Raw genomic sequence first — 24,653 nt, 5'->3', positions numbered from 1 at the left:
TGTCTAAGAAGTCCACTAAAGTTTTGTAGAAGTCGAAGATATTCATCTTATGTGAACTTCATTATGTAGTGTTTCCTTAAACTTTGTGAAGTGTACTAAAGTGTTTAAACAATAAAATTTTTCTGCCTTTGCGGTTAATTTTTAAAAAAAATTCTGTAAAATTCACAGCCTGATTCTTTTAATGTTGAAAGAAAGAGGATTTACTTATATTTGCCGCAAAGCAAATTTAAATGTTCAAAAAAGTAAGCACTGTATTTATCCTTGGCTTTTATACGGTATTTTGTTCGGCCCAGCAGGTCCGGCCTTCCCAATCATCTGAAATTTACCGTGAAATCAAAACGCTGAAACATCTTCCTAAAGTTTTATACCTTGCAGCTCATCCCGATGATGAGAATACGGGATTGCTCTCCTGGTTAATCAACGACCAAAATGTAGAAACGGGCTATCTGTCTTTAACCAGAGGTGATGGCGGGCAGAATTTATTAGGCACAGAACAAGGTGCTGCATTGGGTTTAATCAGAACGCATGAGCTTTTGGAAGCAAGAAAGTTAGATGGTGCCCAACAGTTTTTTACCCGTGCGATTGATTTCGGGTTTTCTAAAAATACGACCGACACTTTTAAACAATGGAATGCAGACAGTATTACAGCAGATGTAGTCTGGGTAATCCGTAAATTCCGTCCGGATATTATCATTTGTCGTTTTCCTCCTACTGCTGCGGCAGGGAACGGGCAACATGCAGCTTCGGCTGTGGTAGCGGAAAAAGCCTTTAAGCTGGCAGGTGATAAAACGGCTTTCCCGGATCAACTGAAATATGTGAATGCATGGCAGCCAAAACGCGTATTGTGGAATACTTTCCGCTTTGGTGGAGTGAATACCACTGCTGAAAACCAACTGAAAGTGACCGTTGGGCAATATGACGCTCAACTGGGAATGGGTTACGGAGAATTGGCCGGATTAAGCAGAAGTTTGCATAAAAGCCAGGGAGCAGGAACACAGTCTGTAGCCGGGATCAGAACAGAATATTTTGCCCACGTTGCCGGTGAGCCTGCAGAAGCAACTCTTTTTGACGGAGTTACTAAAACCTGGACTTCACAGGGAAACGCTGATATTGATCAGTCATTGGATCAGATTATTTCTGCTTTCAATTTCAATCATCCAGACCTCAGCTTACCTGCTTTGCTTGCTTTGCGAAAAAAGGTCATGGCAATCAAAGATGGAGATTTTAAAAAGGATAAAATTAAATCTCTTGACCATATTATTTTAAGCTGTGCCGGATTTATGGGTGAGGTTGTTACCAATCAGGCTGAAGCGGTTGCCGGAGATCATTACACTTTCAGGTTAAATCTGATTTCAAGAGCTGCAGATCCTGTTATTTTAGAGGACGTACAATGGCTAAGTCAATCAGAAAACTTCAATCGCAAACTATCAAAAGATTCTTTAATTACCATTCAGCACGACATTCAGATTCCTGCTGATGCAGCACTCACAGAACCTTACTGGTTGGCAAAACCTCCCGTGAATGCCGCCACTTTCTCCGTTCCCAATGATACTTTAATCGGTTTACCGGAGGCAGAATCACCGCTGAATGTTTTACTTGGTTTAAAAATCGGTTCAGAAAAGTTTCAGGTTAAGCTTCCTTTATCTTTCAAGAAATTAGATCCGGTGCGTGGTGATGTGGTCGAAGCTTTGCGCATTGTTCCAGCATTGGAACTGAAATTTACACAATCACTTTATTGGGTCAAAGAAAATGAAGATTTACGTTTGAGTTTACATTTTAAGATGAATTCCAACAAACCGTTCAATAAAGGTGTTTTGAACTTTATGTATAACGGAGAAAGATTAGGAAGTGCTGAAGTAAATTCTATAAAAGAGAAAGATTTTACTTTCGATTACGTTATTCCAAAAGCTAAGCTTGCTTCCCTAAGCTCAAACCGTTTGCAACTGGACGCCAATTATGTTGCAGATGGGGCTATCTATAATAAAAAACAAATATTAATTCAGTATCCGCATTTGCCTTCCCTGCAATATTTTGCGCCTGCCACTGTGACAGTAATGAAAGGCGATATTCAGGCGAAAGTAAAAAAAGTAGGTTACATACAAGGTGCGGGTGATTTTATTCCCGAGTTTCTGCGCATTGCAGGTGTTCAGGTAGATATCCTGAAAGACGAAGATTTTTATGGAAACATAGATGAATCCGGCGGAAACGGCAATCAAAACAAACTATCACAATATGATGCCATTGTATTGGGTGTTCGTGCCAATAACACCGAGAAAAAGCTGGGCCGCTGGATCCCGTTTTTATGGTCCTATGCCAAAGCCGGAGGTAATCTGGTGATGCAGTATAATACCAACCAGGATACAACCGCTGACAAATTGGGAATGTACAATTTCACTATTGCCAATAAGCGTGTTACTGAAGAAAATGCTGCGGTTAGGTTTTTAAATCCCAATCATAAATTACTGAACTTTCCGAATAAAATAACTGCGGATGATTTTAAAGGCTGGGTACAGGAACGTGGTGCCTATTTCCCTGCTCAATGGGATGCCGCATATGAACCGCTTTTTGAAATGCATGATACGGATGAAGAGCCTCTTCAGGGATCAACTTTATATGCCAGATACGGAAAGGGTAATTTTATTTATACACCGTTAGCATTTTTCAGACAGTTGCCTGCGGGAAATGTAGGAGCTGCACGTTTATTTTTAAACTTTTTATCTGCACAGAAAAACTGATGAACAAACAACTTAAAAACTGGAATATCTGGTACATACTATTAGCCGTTGCATTAGTAGTACAGATCGTATTTTATTATGGGTTTACTAAATTCTGGGCATGAGTAATATAGATTGGACGGTTCTTATTGTTACACTTGTTGCAGTGGTGGTTTACGGCGTATTCATCGGTCGTGGCCAAAAAAGCAACGAATCCTACCTGAAAGCAGATAATAAAATGCCCTGGTATATTGTGCTCATCGGTATTATGGCTACCCAGGCAAGTGCCATTACATTTCTTTCAGCACCGGGCCAGGCTTATACAGACGGAATGCGCTTTGTGCAGTATTATTTTGGTTTGCCTTTGGCGATGATTGTGATCTGTATTACTTTCATCCCGATTTTTCAACGCTTAAATGTTTATACTGCCTATGAATATTTAGAAAACCGTTTTGATAAAAAAACAAGGGTGCTCACTTCGCTGCTTTTTCTTTTTTCCAGAGGGTTATCAACCGGAATCAGTATTTACGCTCCGAGTATTATCTTATCAAGCGTTTTAAACTGGAATATTTATTTAACCAATGTTTTAACAGGTGGCATTCTGTTGATCTACACTTATATTGGAGGTGCAAAAGCGATCGCTCACACCCAGAAATTACAGTTTCTTATTATTCTCGGAACTATGGCTTTTGCAGGGTATCTCCTTATTCAGAATATGCCGGATGGAATCGGTTTTAATGATGCGCTGTATCTGGCGGGGAAATCCGGGAAGCTTAATGTCATCACCACGGAATTTGACTGGAAAGATAAATACAATATCTGGAGTGGAATAATTGGTGGTTTTTTTCTGGCGCTTTCTTATTTCGGGACAGACCAGAGCCAGGTCGGTAGGTATATCACTGCAAAAGATAATACTAATGCAAAAATGGGCTTGCTGCTGAACGGATTGGTTAAAATTCCGATGCAGTTTGCTATTCTCCTGATCGGTGCTTTGCTTTTCGCTTTCTTTTCTCTGAAACCTGCTCCGATTTATTTTAATGAACGTTCCTATCAGCATTTAAAGGAAGCAAATCCTGAACAGGCTGCGGCTTTTGAAAAAGAACATCAGGATTTACAGTTAAAATTTAATGCAGAATCGAAGGAAATTCTCAAGTTAAAAGAAACGCATTCTCCACAACTTCAAAAAACAATTCAGGATTTTAAAAATACACAGACAGAAGTCAAAGCATTGCACAGCAGGGTAGAGGAAGCTATCAATTATTCAAACTATACTACGGAGAAAACAGATACGAATTACATTTTCCTGTATTTCGTAAAAAATACATTGCCTGTAGGGATGATCGGTTTACTGTTTGCCGTTATTTTTCTGGCCAGCTGGGGCTCCATTTCGGCCGCGCTTAATTCCCTTGCTGCCTGCTCATTAAAAGATGTTCATTTACTATTTAAAAAAGAACTTCCTGATGAGAAAACCGAATTGAAGTACAGCCGCCTGCACACTTTAGCATGGGGTATTTTCTCAATCGGTGTAGCCATGTTTGCCACGCAAATGGGTTCTCTCATTGAAGCGGTGAATGTATTAGGTTCTCTTTTCTACGGTCCGATCCTGGGAATTTTTCTGGTGGCATTTTACTATAAAAAAATTGACGGACCGAATGTATTTATTGCTGCCATTTTATCAGAAATTACGGTCATTGCCATTTATCAGTTTGATATTGTTTCCTTTCTTTGGCTTAATGTAATAGGGGCAGCAGCGGTGATTATATTTTCAGCAATCGGATTGCTGTTTTATAAGCAGAAAACAGTAAATTCGTAAGCAAATAATAATAAAAACAAACAAATAAAATATTATGAAAACAATGATTAAATCAGCTACTGTACTTTTTGCAGCAGTGACGCTTTCCGTAAACGCTTTTGCACAGGAAACTAAAAAACCTGCCAGCCCTCCGGCTACTGCTACAGGAAAAATTAAAGATGCAAACATTACAATTGCCTATAGCAGTCCTTCAGTAAAAGGACGTACAATCTGGGGTGGTTTGGAAGCTTATGATAAAGTTTGGCGTGCAGGTGCTAATGAAGCCACTACTTTCGAAACGGATAAAGATATTACCGTTCAGGGTAAAAAACTGCCTGCAGGTAAATACAGCTTTTTCTTAATCCCTAAACAAAGCGGAACCTGGACTGCGATTTTTAACAAGGAGCCAAAACAATGGGGTGCTTATAAATACGAACAATCTAAAGATGCTTTACGTGTTGATGTAAAAACAAAGGCTTTACCAGCAACACAGGAAGCTTTAGTTTATAAAATAAACAATAATGGATTTACAATGGATTGGGATAAAATCTCAGTGCCTGTAGAGATCAAATAAATGTAAGTATAAGAAATGAAAATCCCGGATTAACCGGGATTTTTTGTTTATCATTTTGATATTGTATCCAAGATTATTGTCATTACATCGAAAAAAGTGTAATTTATTTTTGAGCAGTCAAAAGTTGGTTGATTTTCAAAATCATTTCCTTCGCATTCTGATTGGTCGGATCAAGTTCCAATGATTTCTGATAGTCGTTTTTTGACAATGTATATTCTTTTTTGTTAAAATAAGCTTCACCACGACTGTCATATAAATTTCCTGACGTTGGAAATTCATTGACATTTAAGTTAAAAATCTTAAGTGCTGCCTCTGATTGGTTGTCTCTTAGCAATTCATAGCCAAGCTCGTTGAGTTCGTTTTCATTGGAGAAGTTGTAGCCATTGGGATTATTCTTTTTCAGTTCCTGGTACAATGCAATTCCTTTGTCAATATTTTTTAAACATTCCTTTCTGATAGTTAAGGCAATGGATTCTTTTTGAGGCTCAATGGGATAATTTTTCCATTGGTTCAAACTGGCAATACTTAAAAGAATTTCATCGATGAGTTTGAAATTATTGCCGTTAGTCATTACAACCAGACCGTTTCCGTCTTCAACACTTCCAATATAGTAACACGCAAAACCTTCATTCCCACCACTGTGTCCGAAATATTTTGTGCCTTTGAAATCATTCAGAAACACGCCGTAATTATTTTCAATTCTCTTTACAGACATTTCCTTTGATAAAACTTTATTCGATTTGCCTGCAAATGACAATTGGGTTTCGATGATATATTTTGCCAGATCATTGGGGTTGGTCCATAAACCGGCTGCTGCTTTTTCAGGATAAATATGATATTTACCTTTTACTTCCTTTCCGTTAACATAAGCCGTTGCCAGTAATTTTTCTTTATCTGAAGAAGGCGGTTGATTATAAGAACTTTCATTCATCCCTAAAGGGGTCAAAACATTTTTCAACATATAATCTTCATACTTTTCTCCTGTAGTATTTTCAAGGATTAATTGTGAAATGGTTGTTCCCCCTCCTGAATATTGAAATTTAAGGTTGGGCTCAAACACAGACCGCACCGCAGGAGAATTGGCAGGTTAGCGGCAGGCTCTTTTATCCTACAATTCAGGCAGTTCAATACGTTTTGGGAGGGGATAGTATTTCAGAAAGATTAAAATCACTGGATTATTTCGGCCCGGATTCAGTGTTGAATCAGGAAGAACTCATTGTTTTTTCAGGTTCAGCCCATGAACATGTATCAATGAACAGTCAGATCAATATTCATGAAGAAGCTTTTAAAAAGATCATGTTTGGCCTGGAGTTATTACCAAAAATGAGCAATGAGTTTCCTGCAGAACAAATACTCACCCATCGATCATGGACAGATTTGATTCTTCCTCAAACTACTTTACAGGAGCTTAAAAGTATTGAAGCCTGGTACAATAGCAGCCGGACTTTGATGGAAGATTGGAATATGCAGACCAAACTTAAACCAGGGTTCAGAGTGTTGTTTCATGGAGAACCGGGAACAGGAAAAACTCTTGCGGCCAGCCTTTTAGGGAAATATACTCAACGTCCTGTTTTCAGAGTGGATGTTTCTATGCTGGTCTCAAAATACATCGGAGAAACAGAAAAACAATTAGCTAAACTATTCAACAAAGCAGAAAATAAAAACTGGATTTTATTTTTTGATGAAGCAGATGCTATTTTCGGAAAACGAACCTCTGTAAAAGATGCCCATGACAAATATGCCAATCAGGAAGTTTCTTATTTGCTGCAACGCATAGAAACATTTTCAGGCCTTATTATTCTGGCATCCAACTTTAAAAATAATATGGATAAAGCCTTTACGCGACGCTTTCATAGCTGCATACAATTTAATAATCCAAAGCATGAAGAGCGTCTGCGTATCTGGCAGCAAAATTTACCCGAACAATTACAACTTGAAGATATTGATCTGGAACAAATTGCTCAAAGATATGAGTTAACCGGTTCTAATATTATGAATATCATACAGGATGTAAGTTTAAAAACAATTGCGTTAAAAGAACCTGGTTTCAAAGTAAGCTTAGACATGTTGCTGGATAGCATCAAAAAAGAATACGTAAAAGAAGATAAAATCTTTATGTAAGAATTTGAATATCATTGGGATTTTCTGGGATTGAAGAATTCAAGATAAGCCTTTTCAATTTTTAAAACTAAAACTCATGAAAACAAAAATTCTGTTATTGCTCATATTGAGCAGTCTCATGTTGGGCTGCCGGAGTAAACACAAAATTACAGCCACTTATAAAGAAAATACAAAAAAGACAGAAGAAATAAAAGCTGATTCTTTAATCCTTCAAAGCTCACAGTCAGCTCACAGTATATCGGATGAGGTGTCGCTGAAGGAAGAGAAAAATGAAATATCCGGAGAGCTATTGATTAAAGGAAAATCGGATGCATCTAATCCCTTTGTTTTCCATAATGTAGTGGGACGTGATACGCTTCAACGTATTTCTATTGTGGGAAATGCAGAATATTCCATCAGCAGCTCTTACGCAAAGGGCAACCATGAAAAATCAGAGCTTAGAAAAGGAGAAACTACTCATGTTATCCAGGATTTAACCCAGAAAACAAGTTTAAAAGAAACAGTCAAAGAAGTGGCTTCAAAAGTCTCTGAAGAAACCAGGAAAATTCAAACAGATGGATTGGAGATCCTGGCCTGGATTTTCATTACGATTATTGGAATCACTTTAATACTCATCTTTTTCACCTACAAATATTTTAAAACATGAAAACATCACAAAAGGGAATCAATCTGATTGTATCATTTGAAGGTTTCAGTTCAAAGCCTTATCTGGATTCTGCAGGAATTCCGACAATTGGATATGGCAACACGTACTATCCCGGAGGGAAAAAAGTAACCATGAAAGATACTGCCATCACTAAAGAGAAAGGAATAGAGCTATTTTCATCTGTTTTACCAACTTATGAAAAAATCGTCAACAGCAAAATTAAACTGAATCTTACTCAGAATCAATTTGATGCTCTTGTTTCACACACTTACAATACCGGTGGATCAGACGGACTATTTTCTTTGATTAATAAAAAAGCAGAAGAGCAGGCTATCAGAAATTGGTTTACCACAAAATACATTACGGCTGCCGGAAAAACATTAAACGGACTCATCCGCAGAAGAAAGGCTGAAGCTGATCTGTTCTTTTCTAAATAAACGATTTCTAGCTAATACTGGGAACTCTAAACCCTCTGTTATCATTGGAAATAAATCTCCAAATTCATGTGCAGCCTACTTTGTTCCGCCTTCAAACTGCTCATACAGTTCAGGTTTCAGGCAAAGATGTTATAGTATCATTGTAATATTTTGAGATCGCAAAGTGGAATCCGCTTCATTGATTCTTTCTGAGTGAATGCAATGTGGTATAGCATCATCTGCAGATATATGGACTTCTTCGCTCGCTTAAAATATCACACGATAGAAATCATCTTTAAGCCTTTCCCAATTAACAATTTTATCAAAACTAATTATCAATTATCAAATGAGTACACCATTACATACAATTTTAAGTTGGTTTGAAACTGGAGATTTTCCAACAGAAACCCAGTTTAAAGACACGTTTTTATCTTTTTATCACAAAGATGACTTAATCCCTGTGACAGGTATTGAAGGATTTGAAGAAATCTTTCAATTATTTGCCAGTGCGGAAGCATTTCAGGAACACTTAAAAGACCCAAAAGCTCATTCGGAATATCTGGCTTTATTGAATGCCGGTAATCTGACCTCGGCTCATGTTGACAGCTGGAAAAGCAAACTTGGAATAAGCAATGTTGCTACAATTGACAGTTCTGATCAATTGGGGAATGTGTACACTAAAATACAGGTAAATAGCTTTGTTGATGCACTGAAAGATGCTGATAAAGACTTAGCCCTGAAGATAGAAAATATTAGAAAGATCCTATTGTCTAATGATCTGTCTTTAGATGAACTTCAGGAAATAGTAAACTTCATTAAAAAAAACCGTGATGATATTGAAGCTTTAAAAGCTCTTCCTATCGGAGAATCAAGTGAAGATAAAGTAAAGCTGGTATTGGACTACGATTGGCTAAGCAGCCCGAAAAATCAACAGGAATTTAATAAGCAGATCTATGATAAGGTTTTGCTGATCTCTCAGACAGCTGAAAGTGCAGTAGTGCAGATTACCGGAAGTGCAGTATTTCCCAATACCCTTGAAACGGAAAATGTAATCATTCAGGCCCGGGATAGTGTTACCGGAAAAAAAATAAATATTGACGATTATGCAACCAATCAAACCATCGAGATCAAGATGCTGGGCGACCTTGCTAATCCTATTAACATTCTCATTTTAAAAGTTAAACCATAAAAAATAAAAAACTATGAATAACAATGCAGTAATCAGTAACAACGCAAATCAGGATAATTTTTTCGGGGAACTACAACGTACCCGTTTTCAACAATTTACTTCATTTCCCAGTACGGATGGTGTTCCTGCAGGCTGGGTAATTGATTATAACGGCCAGTTGCATCAATGGAACGGAACCGAATGGATTAATTTGGCCGAAAATTATGTACATCCGGATTATCCGCTGACTAATAATCCATTTCAGACCAATCAGACAAGCGGGCTTCTATTGCTAAGTCAGATACTGACCAATAGTTCAGGGCATGTTATTAAAGTAGCAGGCCGAAATCTTACCAATGCAGATATTGTTTCTATTGTTGTGAATGACGCTATTCAGTCAGGTACCTTTACATGGTCATCCTATAAGATTAAAACTTATGTTGAAAACTTCATAGGACAAAGCCTTACAGGAGCACTGATCTATCAGCCGGGAGGTTATATTCCTTCTACTGTTGAAGGTTCAATGACGATGCCATCACCTGCTACAGCAGCCGTAATTAAAACAGGAATGGTATGGGTAATTACAGCCAATGGATGGGTGGGCAATGAACCTGTATCTGTGGGTGACCATCTTATTGCCAATACCGATGATGCTTACAATATCCCTAAAAATTATCAGATTATAGAAAAAGGTATTCCTGATATTGTAGACGCTACAGATTCGGTAAAAGGTCTGATCCAGATCGCGACAGATGTTGAAGCTATTGAGGGAGTCAATATTACTAAAGCAATGACTCCAAAATCTACAAAAGCTGTTTTGGATGCAAAAATTAAATCCCAAACATGGCACATCGGAGACGGATCGTCCGTTACTTTCCCCATCACCCATGGCTGGAATACTATCAATGTTGACTATATCTGTTATCGTAATGCTGATAATAGAAAAATAAATGTAAGCTGTACGGTTATATCAGAAAATGACGTACAAATAGATGTTTTGGCACCACTTACCCCGAATGAATATAGAATTACTTTAACTGCTAGATTAGACTAATGATTGCTCCTGAATATTTTAACAATCATATCGCTGTAGAAGGCGAAATAATTGTGAAAAGTGTTCCAAACGATGCAGGTTCTGTAATGGTTTGGAATTCTGTAACGAAAAAAATTAGCACACGAACCCATGCGGAAATAGTTTCTGATTTAAATTTAGTAACAACCAATACATACCAGGATATACCGGTAAGAAAATCCTTTTCAGGAGCTACAGGTAATGCTTATAATGCAGTTGCTTTAGAAGTAAGAGGTAATGGTGTGTCTGATACAATTTACCCTGCAATTTCTTTTCATCAGCCGGGGCTTTACGCTGCTACACTACAGTATAGGCCAAATGGGTATCACTTTATGAATATCAATGGCAATGCTTTTGATTACGTGAGATCGGCCGGGTATTATAAAGATGGATCAGATAATGAAAAATTTCTGACGGGAGGCGGTGGAGATTATGATTCCCGAAGAAAAGAAGACTCCTGGTATCATTCGGGAAGAAACTTCCCACAGGGTACCTTAATTGAAACTGATGTAGATTATTCTGTAGACTATGGAGATCAGTTTCTTTTAGAGATTAAAGGTAATATGTATGGCAATGATCAGCCTTTAGATTGTAAGATCCAGGGCCATATCTATAATGGTACTATTATTTCTCATAGCGGCTATTCTACATTATATTACTGGAATGGAATTACGGCCTTAAACTTAAATGGTAAACTTTGTTTTTGGTTTACCCAATTATCTTACTGGCAGGGGTTTGATGTCAAAGTAACGGTTGGATATGGAGGTTTAGACCACGGGAATAACAGAGTTACTTCAGTGTCGGATCACCCGGATCCGGGAGGTACAAAAAGGGTTCAGATAAATCTTAAACATTTGCTCACTAAAGAAGAGTTAGTTTCTGGTAATACATTTTGGGAGAAGAAAGATACAGGTAGCTATTGGGCATTAGATTCAGATAAACCTATAGCGGGTTTAAACGGTAATAATTCTCAAGTTATTTTATCTGGTGGTTTATTGGCCTCTTCTTCTTATACCGACTCCCAGTTTATTCCTCCTTATGGTATCCATTCAAGAGGTTTTGTGCAAACAGATGAAGGATTTCAAAACAGGTTCTACAAAACCGATGAAAGAAATAGAATCTGGTCATTTGCTAATGCAGATGCTTATGGACTTTCTTATTATCAGGGAAGTGCCAATAGTTTGAATGAAGGTATTGGTTTCCATTTTGGAGATCCGGATCATCCTACCCATTATCTGGGACGGTCAGGTCAGATTTATTCTAAACAAGGTATTTATTCTACTTCATTTACTTCAGGTAATAACCAGGTGTTAAATTATAGCGGTTCCTCCACATTATACATAGGAAACCCAACGATTAATACTATTATAGAATCTAATAACAATGATATAATACACTCTAAAAACGGAGTAAATGGAGTGGTTTGGGATGCTCATAATTTAAACCCGTCAACTTTTGTTAATACATCAACTTTAAATAATTATGTTCCTTATACTGGCGCATCACAGGATGTTAATCTTGGTACAAAGGATTTAGAATTTGAAGATGGGGGATCTATTAATAAAAGCCAAAATAAAGTAAGAATATTTAATAAAGTTTATCAGGGCTATTATGATGTTGGAGGACATACGGGTATTTTAGCGATTAAAATGCCACAAGCTTCACCGGAGCATGCAATGTTTAGTATTGATATTAATATTTATGGATATGAAAGCCAGTACTTAGGTAAAGTGAATGTCGCTTTCTATAAATATGTATCAGGAACTCTGGTTACTAATGGTTCAAAAGCGATATGGGAAGTAACAGATAATTTTCCTACCACTACTGCAAGGATTGGGATTGGGACTGATGGATATGTAAGTATTTTATTAGGAGAATCAGAGACTTTTTGGAATGGGTATTTCTCATTTGAAGTGGCTAGAGTGGAAGTTAAATACGGAAACTATTATCAGGATTGGAATCTGGGATGGTCTCATGCATTAGAACCTAATCTTGACTTATATCCTACCCATATCATTACTTTACCGTCTGATGTAGTCGCTACAAGAAGTTGGTTAACTAATTTTGCAGACAGCAGCTATATTCCAAAAGCAGTTCAGTTTAATGATAACTTCAATAGTCTTGGAGGGTATTCCAGTTCCGGAGTTTACAGAGCAAACAATAACGCAGGAGGAGTTCAGCATCTATATAGTCCTATGTTGCACATGGGTGCTCAGGATACTACAGCACAGTTGCAGATAAAATATAATGATACTAATGCAGATGCAGGAGAACTGGTGTATAGAAGTGGGCATAATGGAAATTGGACACTATGGAGAAAAGCCTGGGATAATGTAAATTTCAAACCGAGCGATTACCAGACGAGAAATACGGATGAAATTATATCGGCAGCAAAATCCTATTATAACAGAATACCTTTCAAACTAAAAAACAGTTCATATAAATCCTGGTCAATTCAGAAACCTACCAATAACAATTTGATATTGGCGCCCTCTGTTACCAATAATGCAGAAGATTGGGATTTAAATAATGGTATAACATTCACTGATGCCGGTCAGGTTTCCTCAAGAGGTTTCAATAAAGTTGGGTATAATGATAACTATATCTTAACAGCGGGTGGTGGCCAGAGATTAGCCTCAGATTTTGTGTCATCTTCAGATTTAGGAAACTATCTCAGAAAAGATGGTGGTACTATGACAGGTGCTTTCAATATAGAAACTCCAGCTATGTTAGGGAGATGGAAAAGTACAGCACAAACAGGGAATTATCTGACCTGGCAAAAGTATGATGGATCTAAAGATATAGCCTATATTGGAGCTGATGGAAATTCTGCCGTATGGAGTGGAGCAGGAGATAGCTTTGCAATGAGAGCTGTAAATGGTGGTGACTTATTATTAAGTTCAGATAGTGGTGCAGTTAAAATTCAGGGAGGCATTCCGTGGACTACGAACAATTTAAATCCCGGAGAATATCTTGCGAAAAGAGGGAACCATCAGGATGCAACTGCAGTAAAAACTGATTATCCTTTAAGTGTTACAGATTGGGCGACAGGTAACGGATTCCCATCTACTTATGGTAACTCTTTACACATAGCAGGAAATAATACATGGTATCACAGGATAGATTTTCCTTTATTCAGCAATCACTTAGAATATTGGCAGGCGATAAATACAACAACGATGACGAAAAAAGGGAATATTCCTTTACTGTCAGATGGAGAATCGCTTTGGACCAATAATAATTTTAACCCTGATACTAAAGTTAATTCTGCCGAAAATGCTCAAACATTAGGATTCTCAAATGGTTTATCAGCAGGTGCGCCTTACATATACCACAGAACAGATGGTTATGTATTTTTAGCAACGCATAATTGGACAAACAGCAAGTTTGTTAATGTCGATGGCCAGCAGGATATTACCGGACTTAAAACTATTAAAGGTAGAGCAAAAAATACAGGCACAGGCTGGGGCAATACCAGTACATCAGCCGAATACTCTTTCTTAGTAGAAACTGAAAGTGGTTCAAATCCTGATAATCAATATACAGCATCCATTGGATTTTATTCTAATAGCGGTACACAAGCCGGTATATATGTACGAAGTAATGACGGAAATGGTACATCTATGGCTTTTGCAACAACCAATTCGTTTGCAGCAGGGCCTCAGATAGCGATGACCATTGATAATTATGGTGCCATTAATCATCTAAGATCAAGACCAACTTTTCAGGGAAATGTAATTTGGGATGCCGGTAATCTTACCCCTGCTATGATCAGTAATTGGAATGATAAGTTTAAAGAGCTAAAATATGTTGCTAATTTAAATTTAGTTTCTGAATCTGGAATTTATAGACAGGAAGCCCCATCTTCAGGGTTTAATTATACAACTACTTTAAATCTGAACTCGGCTGATGGCAGACAACAGCTAACTATTGACAGAACAGGAAATGGGATGAAATTCAGAGGAAGTTATTCAGGTTCTGGAGATATAGGATGGCAGCCTTGGAGAACTGTTTGGAGTGACGCAGATTTCTCTCAGGGTAATATCAATAGCTGGAATTATATGTCTAATAACGGTGTTATTGTAAACCAGCAATTTACTAGTCATACAGGTAATGGATTAATGGTTGCTGATGAATATAATGGAGGAGAATCCGGTATATATAATGAACAGGATGGGTTCTATTTAACTGTATTGGAAGGTGAGTATTATAAATATTCAAGTAAATATAAGGGTTGGGAAGGTATTAACTTCCATAGAAAGAGCCATAATATTGGTATAGGTGCACCGGCTAATGATTCGCATAAAGTTAATATTGCTGGTCCAGTATATGTTGAGGGCTCTGTAAAGGCTACTGAAAACTTTAAATCAAAAGATGAAAAGCCTAATACTTTATTTATTCCTGACGGAAGTCTTTCCTACCTTGATGATGAGATTATCAATGAGGACTCTAGAATGAGATTGTCTCATGGAATGATTGAGCAGCAGCCAGGAATTCAGTATTATGATTCTGATAATAGAATGCTGGTCATCAGATGTATGTATGGTGAGCAATTTACATTAGGAAAAGTTTTCCGAGGTCAGAGAATACTCGTATTAAATGCCAGTGATAGTTATGGGCAGGGCTTCGATATAAAAAGCGCAGGGTATTCATACAAAATACCACCGTATAGCTCTATTCAATTATTTGTTTGGGATGAAAAGACAGTTTATAAATATGCAGAAAATAAGATGTATTAAAACTTGAAAATTCAAAATAAGGAATATATAACCCATATAAAATGGCGTCACTTTTTTTAAGTGGCGCCATTTATATTTTATTATTAAAATGGAATGTTTAAAGAGTAATTTTATCAGGGAGAAGTTCCTTAAGCATTACAATACTGTTAACTTGATCAATTATTCTTACGATACCTATGCTGATTCCATGATTTTCGGCGAAAAATCTACATTCACTCACATTAGAGTGAAAAAGCTTTGGTGATGTCATATATTGTTATTAGATTTATAATGAATTCAGAATGATAATATTATTACACCTCACTAAAATTTATTAATCATGAAAAAGCAAATTTTTATCATTGCGCTGTCTTTGGGAGCAATCGCCTTAGGAACCAACCAGATTATGGCACAAAGTTCAGAGCAGGTGAGTACATCAGTAAATATTATTTTATCGGACGTTATTGCCATGGACATTGGCTCTGTTGCTTCAGAAGGTACTGTAGATTTTAATTATGGGAGCACAAAAGACTATAATTCATCAAAAAATGTGACTGTTCCCAACAGTTTAGTCATTATTTCCTCTAAAAATTTTGATGTAAAAGTAAAATCTGAAGGGGCACACTTTGTAAGTGGTGCAAATGTAATTCCTGTAGATATATTAAAGGTCAAGGCAATACCGGGCGGAAGTTTGGTGGGAACCCTGAATGAGGTCACTTTATCTACAACTGATCAGGTGCTGGTGAGTAATGCAAGTTTAGGAACCAAACAGTCTTTAAATATTGCCTACTCCATTTCGGCGGAAAATGCATCTAAGGTCCTTCTGGGAAAACCACAGGGAACTTACACACAAAAAATAACTTATACCGCCACTGCATTGTAAGTAAATAACAATTCTAAATAGAAAAGCCCTCAATACTGTCAAAGTATTGAGGGCTTTTCTATTTAAGTCCAAATGATAAACCGTGTAGTGATTTTACTACACGAACTTCCTTTTTCCACTACAAGGAAACTTTTAGCACCACTATAAATTTGCAGTATACAAAAGATAACAATTAAGTAAAAAATAACAATTAAATAATACAGCCATGACAAAACAAATCGTAATCACAGCCTTAACTTTCGGAGCCATGATATTAGGAACTAATAATGTTCAGGCTCAAAATACAACTGCAACCACCACGGTAAACATTACCCTGAACGATGTGATCTCTATCGATGCAGGAAGTACTGCCATTGGTAATACAGTTGATTTTAACTATGTTACTGCAGCAGACTACAACTCTGATCAGACCGTTACTAAAGCCAACTCTTTAAAAGTTACTTCCACAAAGAACTTTAATGTTAAAGTAAAAGCAGGAGGCGCTAATTTTATGAATGGAACGAACTTAATCCCTGTCAATGTTTTGACCATTAAAGCAGCTACAGCTGCCGGAACAATGGGCGGGACAAAAAATACTGTAGTTTTATCTGCAACAGATCAGAATTTAGTTACAAATGCTCCTCTTGGAAGTGCGTTAACACTGAATCTGGACTACACTATTCCAGCAGCGAAATCATCATCTTCTGATATTTTAGGTAAACCAGCGGGAACTTATACGCAAACAGTAACTTATACTGCAACAGCTTTATAAGCTAATTTTTTCATATTAATATTTTGTGATTTGGTGTTTCGAAGGCTTCCTCAGGAGGCCTTTGATTTTTTATGTATTGTACCAATATAGATAAAATTCAAAATCCTTGCACTCTTATGAAAGTAGATTGCTGAATGCTTGGTGCATTATTGCCATTACAATAACAAATTAATTATATTAGTTATTTGCTTTATATTACCATAATACTCTTAAATAACAATGATAATAAAGTTACCAATCTATAAATATTTTTTTGTGAAAACCTAAAGAAAAATTATACACAAACGGTAATTTATATGACGACAGCTTTATAATAGAAATAACAGCAATTTATATAGGCCCTCAATACTTAGAAAATGTTGAGGGCTTTTCTATTTAAGTCCAAATGATAAACCGTGTAGTGATTTTACTACACGAACTTCCTTTTTCAACTACAAGGAAACTTTTAGCACCACTATAAATTTGCAGTATACAAAAGATAACAATTAAGTAAAAAATAACAATAAAATATTACCATCATGAAAAAACAAATCGTAATCACAGCCTTAACTTTTGGAGCTATCATATTTGGAACTAATAATGTTCAGGCTCAAAATACTACAGCAACCACTACTGTAAACATTACCCTGAACGATGTCATCTCCATTGACGCAGGAAGTACTGCCATTGGTAATACGGTAGATTTTAACTATGTTACTGCAGCAGACTACAACTCTGATCAGACCATTACTAAAGCCAACTCTTTGAAAGTTACTTCCACAAAGAACTTTAATGTTAAAGTAAAAGCAGGAGGCGCTAGTTTTATGAATGGAACGAACTTAATCCCTGTCAATGTTTTGACTATTAAAGCAGCAACAGCTGCCGGAACAATGGGCGGGACAAAAAATACTGTAGTTTTATCTGCAACAGATCAGAATTTAGTTACAAATGCTCCTCTTGGAAGTGCGTTAACACTGAATCTGGACTACACTATTCCAGCAGCAAAATCATCATCTTCTGATATTTTAGGTAAGCCAGCGGGAACTTATACGCAAACAGTAACTTATACCGCGACTGCTTTATAATAAAAAACACATCAATTTTATAATAAAAAAACACATCAATATACATGCCCTCAGTACCTGAAAAGTACTGAGGGTTTTTCTATTTATTATGTGAATAAACTGTGTAGTGATTTTACTACGTGAACTTCCTTTTTCCACTACAAAGAAACTTTTAGCACCACTATAAATTTGCAGTATACAAAAGATAACAATTAAGTAAAAAATAACAATAAAATATTACCATCATGAAAAAACAAATCGTAATCACAGCCTTAACTTTTGGAGCTATCATATTTGGAACTAATAATGTTCAGGCTCAAAATACAACCGCAACCACCACGGTAAACATTACCCTGAACGATGTCATCTCCATTGACGCAGGAAGTACTGCCATTGGTAATACGGTAGATTTTAACTATGTTACTGCAGCAGACTACAACTCTGATCAGACCATTACTAAAGCCAACTCTCTGAAAGTTACTTCCACAAAGAACTTTAATGTTAAAGTAAAAGCAGGAGGCGCTAGTTTTATGAATGGAACAAACTTAATCCCTGTCAATGTTTTGACTATTAAAGCAGCAACAGCTGCCGGAACAATGGGCGGGACAAAAAATACTGTAGTTTTATCTGCAACAGATCAGAATTTAGTTACAAATGCTCCTCTTGGAAGTGCGTTAACACTGAATCTGGACTACACTATTCCAGCAGCAAAATCATCATCTTCTGATATTTTAGGTAAGCCAGCGGGAACTTATACGCAAACGGTAACTTATACGGCAACTGCTTTATAATAAAAAATACATCAATTTTATAATAAAAAAACACATCAATATACATGCCCTCAGTACCTGAAAAGTACTGAGGGTTTTTCTGTTTATTATGTGAATAAACTGTGTAGTGATTTTACTACATGTACTTCCGTTTTCCACTACAAAGAAACTTTTATGACCGCTGTAGATTTGTAATGTTCAAAAGAGAACAGGTAAACAAGATTAACAATTAAATAATATTATCATGACAAAACAAATTGCAATCACAGCCTTAACTTTTGGAGCGATCATATTAGGAACTAATAATGTTCAGGCTCAAAATACTACTGCAACCACAGTTGTAAAAATTATCCTGAACGATGTCATCTCTATCGACGCAGGAAGTACTGCCATTGGTGGTATAGTTGCCTTTAACTATGCTACTGCAGCAGACTACAACTCTGATCAGACCATTACTAAAGCCAACTCTTTAAAAGTTACTTCCACGAAGAACTTTAATGTAAAGGTAAAAGCAGGGGGACCGAATTTCGTCAATGGTTCAAACTCGATCCCAGTGGATGTTTTGACAATCAAAGCTGCAGAAGCTCCCGGAAGTATGGGCGGAGCAAAAAACGAAGTGGTTTTATCCCCAGGAGAAAGAACCTTAGTATCCAATGCTCCTCTCGGAAGTGCATTAACACTGAATCTGGACTACACCATTCCAGCAGAGAAATCATCATCTTCGGATATTTTAGGTAAGCCAGCGGGAACTTATACGCAAACAGTAACTTATACGGCGACTGCTTTATAATAAAATTTTTAGTTTGTAAAGGCTTATTTTGCTACGTTTTCAGTAGTTTTGAGAATCTTTATTATTAAACTATTTACACCATGAACAAGTTTATTCACCTTTTCATTTTCTTTATTCTTACAGGATCTTCTTCACTTTTGGCACAAAGTATTTCTATGTCGCCTACAAGATTGTTTTTCACAGGTAATCCAGGAGAAAAAGTAACAAAGACAGTCACGCTTCAAAACAGCTCGGATAAAGATTATGTTTTTAATCTCAACTATAAAGATTGGGTTAGAGAAGAAGACGGAAATAAGGTTTATCTTGAAGCAGGCAGTTCAAAAACTTCCAATGCCTCCTGGGTGTCTACCTTAGAAAACACTGTAACAGTTCCTGCGAAAAGTACAAAGGAGATTGTAGTAACCATGCAAATTCCGGCAAACGCATCACAGTCTGTCGTTACAAACAGCATGCTGTTTTTTACACAACTTCCTCAGCAGGCAGATAAGGCACGTATTCAGAATGGTATTGGTATTATCACCTTATTTGAGGTGGGACTTCACATCTTTTATACTCCACCGGGAAACCATGTGAAAAGTCTGGATATCACCAATATTTCAGAAGTGAAAAATGAGAATGCTGCGAATAGAAAAGTTGCAGTAAGCATCCATAATGATGGAAACACCATCAATGATGCCACCGTTGAGTTTGAACTCACCAATACAGACAGTGGTAAGGAAATAAAATTACCCGCAATTTCCATCTCTATGTTTCCGGATACCAATCAGGTTGTTCAGTTTTCTTTACCAGAGAACATTTCAGGGAACTTCCTTGGCGTGGTTATCGTCAAAATGGCCGAATCTAATGATTTACGTGTAGGAGAAAAAAACTTTAAATTTTAAAATTAAGCTTTGAAACCACAGAATGGAATATCAGTATCAGTACTAAGAAGAACAATCTTATTTTTTATATTTGTTCTTCTGAACTTTTCGTGGGCCTTTGCACAGGAAAAGAAGGATATACAAATCCATTTTGAAAATGACAGTGTAACTGTTGAAAAGGGTTCTACTTTTACTAATTTCCTGATCATTGAGAATAAAAGTTCTGAAGAGATGATGATTCAGAATATCAGCCCTCAGGAACAGTATCCGGGATTGCTTTTCTATCCCAAAACTGACTTTACCCTAGGCCCGGGTCAGTCTAAAAATCTTCCTGTGAAGCTGATCGCCAACGTGGATTTTATGAAGCTGAGATCCAATAAGATCCAATTTCAGGTTTCGTATGCCACTTCAAAGGTAACCAGGGCTGAAAACGCCTCATTCTTCGTCTCTAAAGGTGAGAACAAAAACATCGCGATTTATACGGCTACCTACGAAAATTTTATTAACCCTGCTTTGCCCCAATCTTCAATTCTGCTGACTGTAGAAAATCAGGGGTATAGTAAACGTACCGTTAAGATTGATTTGCAGTCAATTCCGGATGGTCTGGAAATTTTGCCAAAACAGCAAACCTTATCTCTGGAAGGTTTAGAAAAACAAACGCTTGAAATTAAAATTGCCGTCAGAAAACAGAATACACTTTACCCGGAGTTTAATATTAATGCAATTGTCACAGATCTGCTTGATAATAAAATTGTGGGAAGCAACACGCTCTACTTGGTAATTTTATCGCACAACAGACAAATTGCCCGTGGAAACGAAGCGGCGAGTGGAAGTAACTTTGCGGAAATGAGCTATAATGAAAACAGTTCAGGGTTCAATTTTCTTCAATTGAGGGGAAACACAGCATTCCGTATGTCTGAGAATTTAAAATCACGCTTCAATATCGGTACAGATTACTATTTTGAAGACGGCCTTTATAATGTGTATGATACCTGGCTGGAACTGGAGAGAAAATATACGGTTTTACGCTTGGGAAATGTTAATAGCAGCGATTACGACTACCCGGTTTTCGGAAGGGGAGGAAAAGTTTCTACCAGATTTGGTAACAATAATCAGGTTGAAGTTCTTGCGCTGGAAAGTAATTATAATCTGTATGGTACTTATTTCCAGCAAACAGAAGGATCTACCATGGTAGGTGCAAAATATGCTTTTGGAAATGCTAAATCTTTCAATGGGAAAGTATCCTATATATTCGACCATGATCCGCGCTTTAACATAGATACACAGGTAGCGAACGCGGTAACATCATTGTTAATTAACGAAAAACATATCATCCGCACGGAGGTGGGAGTGAGCAACGAAAAAGGTCTTTTGAATAAAGATGAAAATACAGGAGCTTCCATGGGAGCCAATTACGAAGGAAAAATAGGGAAATGGGATATACAATCTTTCAATTCCTTTGCCACCAAAAGTTATGCAGGGATTAAACGGGGATCTTTTTTCTCAAATCAGAGGATCGGCCGCCAATTTTCTGCTGCTCAGCTTGCTTTTATACAATATCAGAATTCGCAGGTAGAACCCGAGTTCCTGAGTTTCCAGAGTGAACCTATCCAACCTGGGAATACCTCTAATTTGCGTTATTATTTCAACAGCACGGAAGCTTTGGGACTAGGGTATCAGTTTTCTTTAAAGAAGTGGAATTTCCTACTTTATCCAAAGGTTGAAAAACAAAAAACAGCTAATTTTTACACATCACAGGAACTTTTTTCTTACCGGTTGGAAGCCAATATCAGTACTACATTAGGTGCTCACGGATTGAACCTGACGGCGGAATATTCTTATTCAAAAGAGAATGATAATCCAGAATGGTTCAACAGTTTGAAAACGACTTTATCTTACAGATATAAATCATTCTCCCTCAATGGAACAGCCCAATGGAACGCGATCAGTGTCTTTGATTTAAATTCTTATTATAATGGAAACCGTAATTTCGCCAACTATAATGTGTATGCCTCCTATAATTTCCAGATGTTTAATCATAATCTGACCGGATCTTTTTCAGCCGGGACTTTCTATTCGGAACTTTATAAAAATTTAAACAGCAATATCACCGGTAATCTGGAGTATAAGATTTCGCCTTCCTGGTCTACCACAGGGTATTTTAATCTTTCCGGTTATAAATCTACAGCTGAATATGCAACCAGTGGAAGCTATTACCAGTTTAGAGTGGGGATTAAAAAATATTTTACCACAGCAACAACTCTCGGAAATCATAAAGTGGCTTTCCAGTTCTTTGAAGATAAAAATTTTAATGGACTTCTGGAATCCGGCGAATCGGTACTTGCTAATGAAATTGTAAAACTGGACAATTATGTAGCGATAACAGATAAGAATGGAAAAGTAGTTTTTCAGAATGTCCCAGAAGGAACTTATACACTAAAAATGAACGAAAGTGCAGGTGCCCGATTGATGATGGATCCAGTCATTATGGTGCATGCCAATATTAACCGTAAAGTAGGCTTGGTAAAAAACATCAGGGTAAGTGGAAAATTAACAGAGATCAGACAAGCTTACGATGTTCTGGAAACGGATGTAACCGGAATTGTGGTATATGCAAAAAGTGAAGAGGGTATGATCTATACTGCTGTGGTTAACCAAAAAAATGAGTTTGAATTTTTCCTGAAAGATGGAAAATACACGCTCTATATTGAAAATGACAAATACAGCTATATACAACCCAGCCAAACTATTCAGGTGACAAAAGAAGGTTATTCAAAAACTGTGGTTTTTGAATATAAGAAGAAAGACACCACCATTAAGGTGAAAAAGTTTTAAATTTAAAAGTATGAAAAAGATGAGGTCTTTTCTAATAGGAATTTTTACCGTATTGTTCGGGGCTGCGGTTACGAAAGGTCAGGATGTATATCTGTCGGTTCCTGAAAATAATATTTTTAACAGGAGCGAATTTACTTCAGTACCTACAAGAGTAATGACGAACGCCAACAGAACCAACTGGGATTATGCCTTTTTGGGATTACTCCCAACAGCTCCTACATTTACCTCTGTTTCCGGGCCCAATTTTACTCACTCTTCTTCCTCACTTACTTTACCCGGTTCCGCGCTTCTGTGGCAGTTGGAAAGTATGGGAGGACAGATGCCATCTACTGGATTTTCAGGTTATTTACCAGGTTTTCAGTCTTTCAGTACAAGTGCTGTAAGATGGTTTGAACCACCATCCATCAGTCTGGGAGGAGGATTCAACCGGGGAAATATCAATTTTATCTTTAAAATTCCTGCCTCACAATTTAGTGCCAATGCCTTCCGGGCCGGGAATTACTCCATGGATATCACTCAGAATTATAATGACTTCACACCACGTAATTTTAAAACAATTTTAGTCATTCCTTCAGCTATAAAATGGGTTGCAAACTCTTTAACAAAATACATAGAAATATCTTCTTTGAATGACTACCGCAGTACAAGCACGCGAGTGTGGGATTTGGGGAATACAGAAATTGCAAATACGGTTGATTTTAATTTTTGGGCGAAAGCTGCTGCCACAAACATTCAGTTCACGTCCTCTAAAGGTGTTCCGGGAACCAGAAATATAGCAAGCATTAAATTGGGTAGTAACGGATCTTCACTCACAACCAAAGCCTTATCTTCCGATTTTCAGAATTTTTCCGCGGCTAATTTCAGTGTAGTAGCAGGAAACAGAAACAACTTCATTCCACAGCTTTATGTGTCTGCGGAAGATTTTAAAAACTTCTTTTTTGAAGCCGGAACTTATACGTTTGATTTAAACTTCAATGCCAGCAGTACAGATAACTCCATTAACAGTTTGCAAAATACGGCTGTTCAGTTAAAGGTACTTCCTCTGTCGGAGATCACCATCCCCAGTTCTGGACGCAATGTAAACTTCAATTTTAATACCGCTGCCCATTACACCGATGGCCAGACACAAATGATTCCCAACCAAATCATGTTATCCAATAATGAAAATTTTGAGCTCTATGTAAAATCGGACGAAAATTATTTTAAGAAAGGTGGTTTACAGACCAACATCAATTCAAATATTTTAGAAATCGGCATAGATGGGAGTTCTGTAAATGTTCCTTTATCCAAAACTCCTCAGAAAATACTCTTTAACGGAGCTCCGGTTTTAGACCGTGGATTGAACGTAAGATATACCATATCACCCACGAATGCCCAAAGTTTGGTAGGGAAGGAAAACACTACTTACTCTATCAATGTTTATTATAGCTTTACGGCAATTTAACAATACTTTTTGAAAATCAATCCTCTTATTTGCTGATGAAAAATTTCTCCATCAGT

At 37.1% G+C, this 24,653-nt stretch carries 18 protein-coding genes; 17 read left to right on the top strand and 1 reads right to left on the bottom strand.

From position 1 onward, the window contains the following. Positions 1–230 precede the first annotated feature (230 nt). The 3 genes from RHP76_RS06735 (at position 231) to RHP76_RS06725 (ending at position 5,080) form a co-directional block, all read left to right on the top strand. Positions 231–2,735, top strand: a complete 2,505-nt coding sequence (locus RHP76_RS06735; protein ID WP_311229780.1) for a PIG-L family deacetylase — start codon at positions 231–233, stop codon at positions 2,733–2,735. A gap of 100 nt (positions 2,736–2,835) precedes the next feature. Beyond that, the gene (locus tag RHP76_RS06730) at positions 2,836–4,527 is read left to right on the top strand and encodes a sodium:solute symporter family protein (RefSeq protein ID WP_311229779.1); all 1,692 of its coding nucleotides are present in this window, start codon (positions 2,836–2,838) and stop codon (positions 4,525–4,527) included. 34 nt (positions 4,528–4,561) lie between these two features. After that, a complete protein-coding gene (locus tag RHP76_RS06725) occupies positions 4,562–5,080 on the top strand; it encodes a DUF2911 domain-containing protein (protein WP_288442786.1) in 519 nt (172 codons plus the stop codon). Between the two features lie 103 nt (positions 5,081–5,183). Here RHP76_RS06725 and RHP76_RS06720 read toward each other — a convergent pair whose 3' ends face one another. Continuing rightward, complete coding sequence (locus RHP76_RS06720) at positions 5,184–6,149, bottom strand: serine hydrolase (RefSeq protein WP_311229778.1); 966 nt, start codon at positions 6,147–6,149, stop codon at positions 5,184–5,186. A 65-nt stretch (positions 6,150–6,214) separates the two neighbouring features. Between RHP76_RS06720 and RHP76_RS06715 the strand changes: the two genes are divergently transcribed. From RHP76_RS06715 to RHP76_RS06650, 14 genes are all read left to right on the top strand, one after another. Beyond that, a complete protein-coding gene (locus RHP76_RS06715; RefSeq protein ID WP_311229777.1) occupies positions 6,215–7,201 on the top strand; it encodes an ATP-binding protein in 987 nt (328 codons plus the stop codon). A 76-nt stretch (positions 7,202–7,277) separates the two neighbouring features. Then, the gene (locus tag RHP76_RS06710; RefSeq protein ID WP_288442619.1) at positions 7,278–7,847 is read left to right on the top strand and encodes a hypothetical protein; all 570 of its coding nucleotides are present in this window, start codon (positions 7,278–7,280) and stop codon (positions 7,845–7,847) included. Further along, entirely contained in the window at positions 7,844–8,284 is a 441-nt protein-coding gene (locus RHP76_RS06705) for a lysozyme (protein WP_288442620.1), read from the top strand. The genes RHP76_RS06710 and RHP76_RS06705 overlap by 4 nt, the downstream gene beginning before the upstream one ends. A gap of 325 nt (positions 8,285–8,609) precedes the next feature. After that, positions 8,610–9,452, top strand: a complete 843-nt coding sequence (locus tag RHP76_RS06700; RefSeq protein ID WP_120231685.1) for a hypothetical protein — start codon at positions 8,610–8,612, stop codon at positions 9,450–9,452. A 13-nt stretch (positions 9,453–9,465) separates the two neighbouring features. Then, positions 9,466–10,485, top strand: a complete 1,020-nt coding sequence (locus RHP76_RS06695) for a hypothetical protein (protein ID WP_062671693.1) — start codon at positions 9,466–9,468, stop codon at positions 10,483–10,485. Next, on the top strand, positions 10,485–15,242 hold the full coding sequence (locus tag RHP76_RS06690; protein WP_311229776.1) for a hypothetical protein: 4,758 nt from the start codon (positions 10,485–10,487) through the stop codon (positions 15,240–15,242). Before RHP76_RS06695 ends, RHP76_RS06690 begins: the two co-directional genes overlap by 1 nt. 319 nt (positions 15,243–15,561) lie before the next feature. Next, positions 15,562–16,104 carry a peptidoglycan-binding protein LysM gene (locus RHP76_RS06685; protein ID WP_120231683.1) on the top strand — a complete coding sequence of 181 codons (543 nt, stop codon included), beginning with the start codon at positions 15,562–15,564 and terminating at the stop codon, positions 16,102–16,104. A gap of 205 nt (positions 16,105–16,309) precedes the next feature. Beyond that, positions 16,310–16,855, top strand: coding sequence for a hypothetical protein (locus RHP76_RS06680; protein WP_062671699.1), 546 nt, complete (start codon positions 16,310–16,312; stop codon positions 16,853–16,855). Between the two features lie 518 nt (positions 16,856–17,373). Next, a complete protein-coding gene (locus RHP76_RS06675) occupies positions 17,374–17,919 on the top strand; it encodes a hypothetical protein (protein ID WP_062671701.1) in 546 nt (181 codons plus the stop codon). A gap of 224 nt (positions 17,920–18,143) precedes the next feature. Next, positions 18,144–18,689 carry a hypothetical protein gene (locus RHP76_RS06670; RefSeq protein WP_062671701.1) on the top strand — a complete coding sequence of 182 codons (546 nt, stop codon included), beginning with the start codon at positions 18,144–18,146 and terminating at the stop codon, positions 18,687–18,689. Positions 18,690–18,912: 223 nt separating this feature from the next. After that, positions 18,913–19,458, top strand: coding sequence for a hypothetical protein (locus tag RHP76_RS06665; RefSeq protein ID WP_062671703.1), 546 nt, complete (start codon positions 18,913–18,915; stop codon positions 19,456–19,458). Between the two features lie 80 nt (positions 19,459–19,538). Further along, on the top strand, positions 19,539–20,339 hold the full coding sequence (locus RHP76_RS06660) for a fimbrial biogenesis chaperone (protein ID WP_288441351.1): 801 nt from the start codon (positions 19,539–19,541) through the stop codon (positions 20,337–20,339). Positions 20,340–20,348: 9 nt separating this feature from the next. Further along, the gene (locus RHP76_RS06655) at positions 20,349–23,153 is read left to right on the top strand and encodes a hypothetical protein (protein ID WP_311229775.1); all 2,805 of its coding nucleotides are present in this window, start codon (positions 20,349–20,351) and stop codon (positions 23,151–23,153) included. Positions 23,154–23,163: 10 nt separating this feature from the next. Continuing rightward, complete coding sequence (locus RHP76_RS06650; RefSeq protein WP_311229774.1) at positions 23,164–24,597, top strand: hypothetical protein; 1,434 nt, start codon at positions 23,164–23,166, stop codon at positions 24,595–24,597. The last annotated feature ends 56 nt before the right edge of the window (positions 24,598–24,653 follow it).

This window comes from Chryseobacterium sp. SG20098 (genome assembly GCF_031844745.1).
Lineage (GTDB): Bacteria > Bacteroidota > Bacteroidia > Flavobacteriales > Weeksellaceae > Chryseobacterium > Chryseobacterium cucumeris.
Note: the sequence above shows the minus strand (reverse complement) of the source record. Positions and strands in the feature narration are given on the sequence as shown.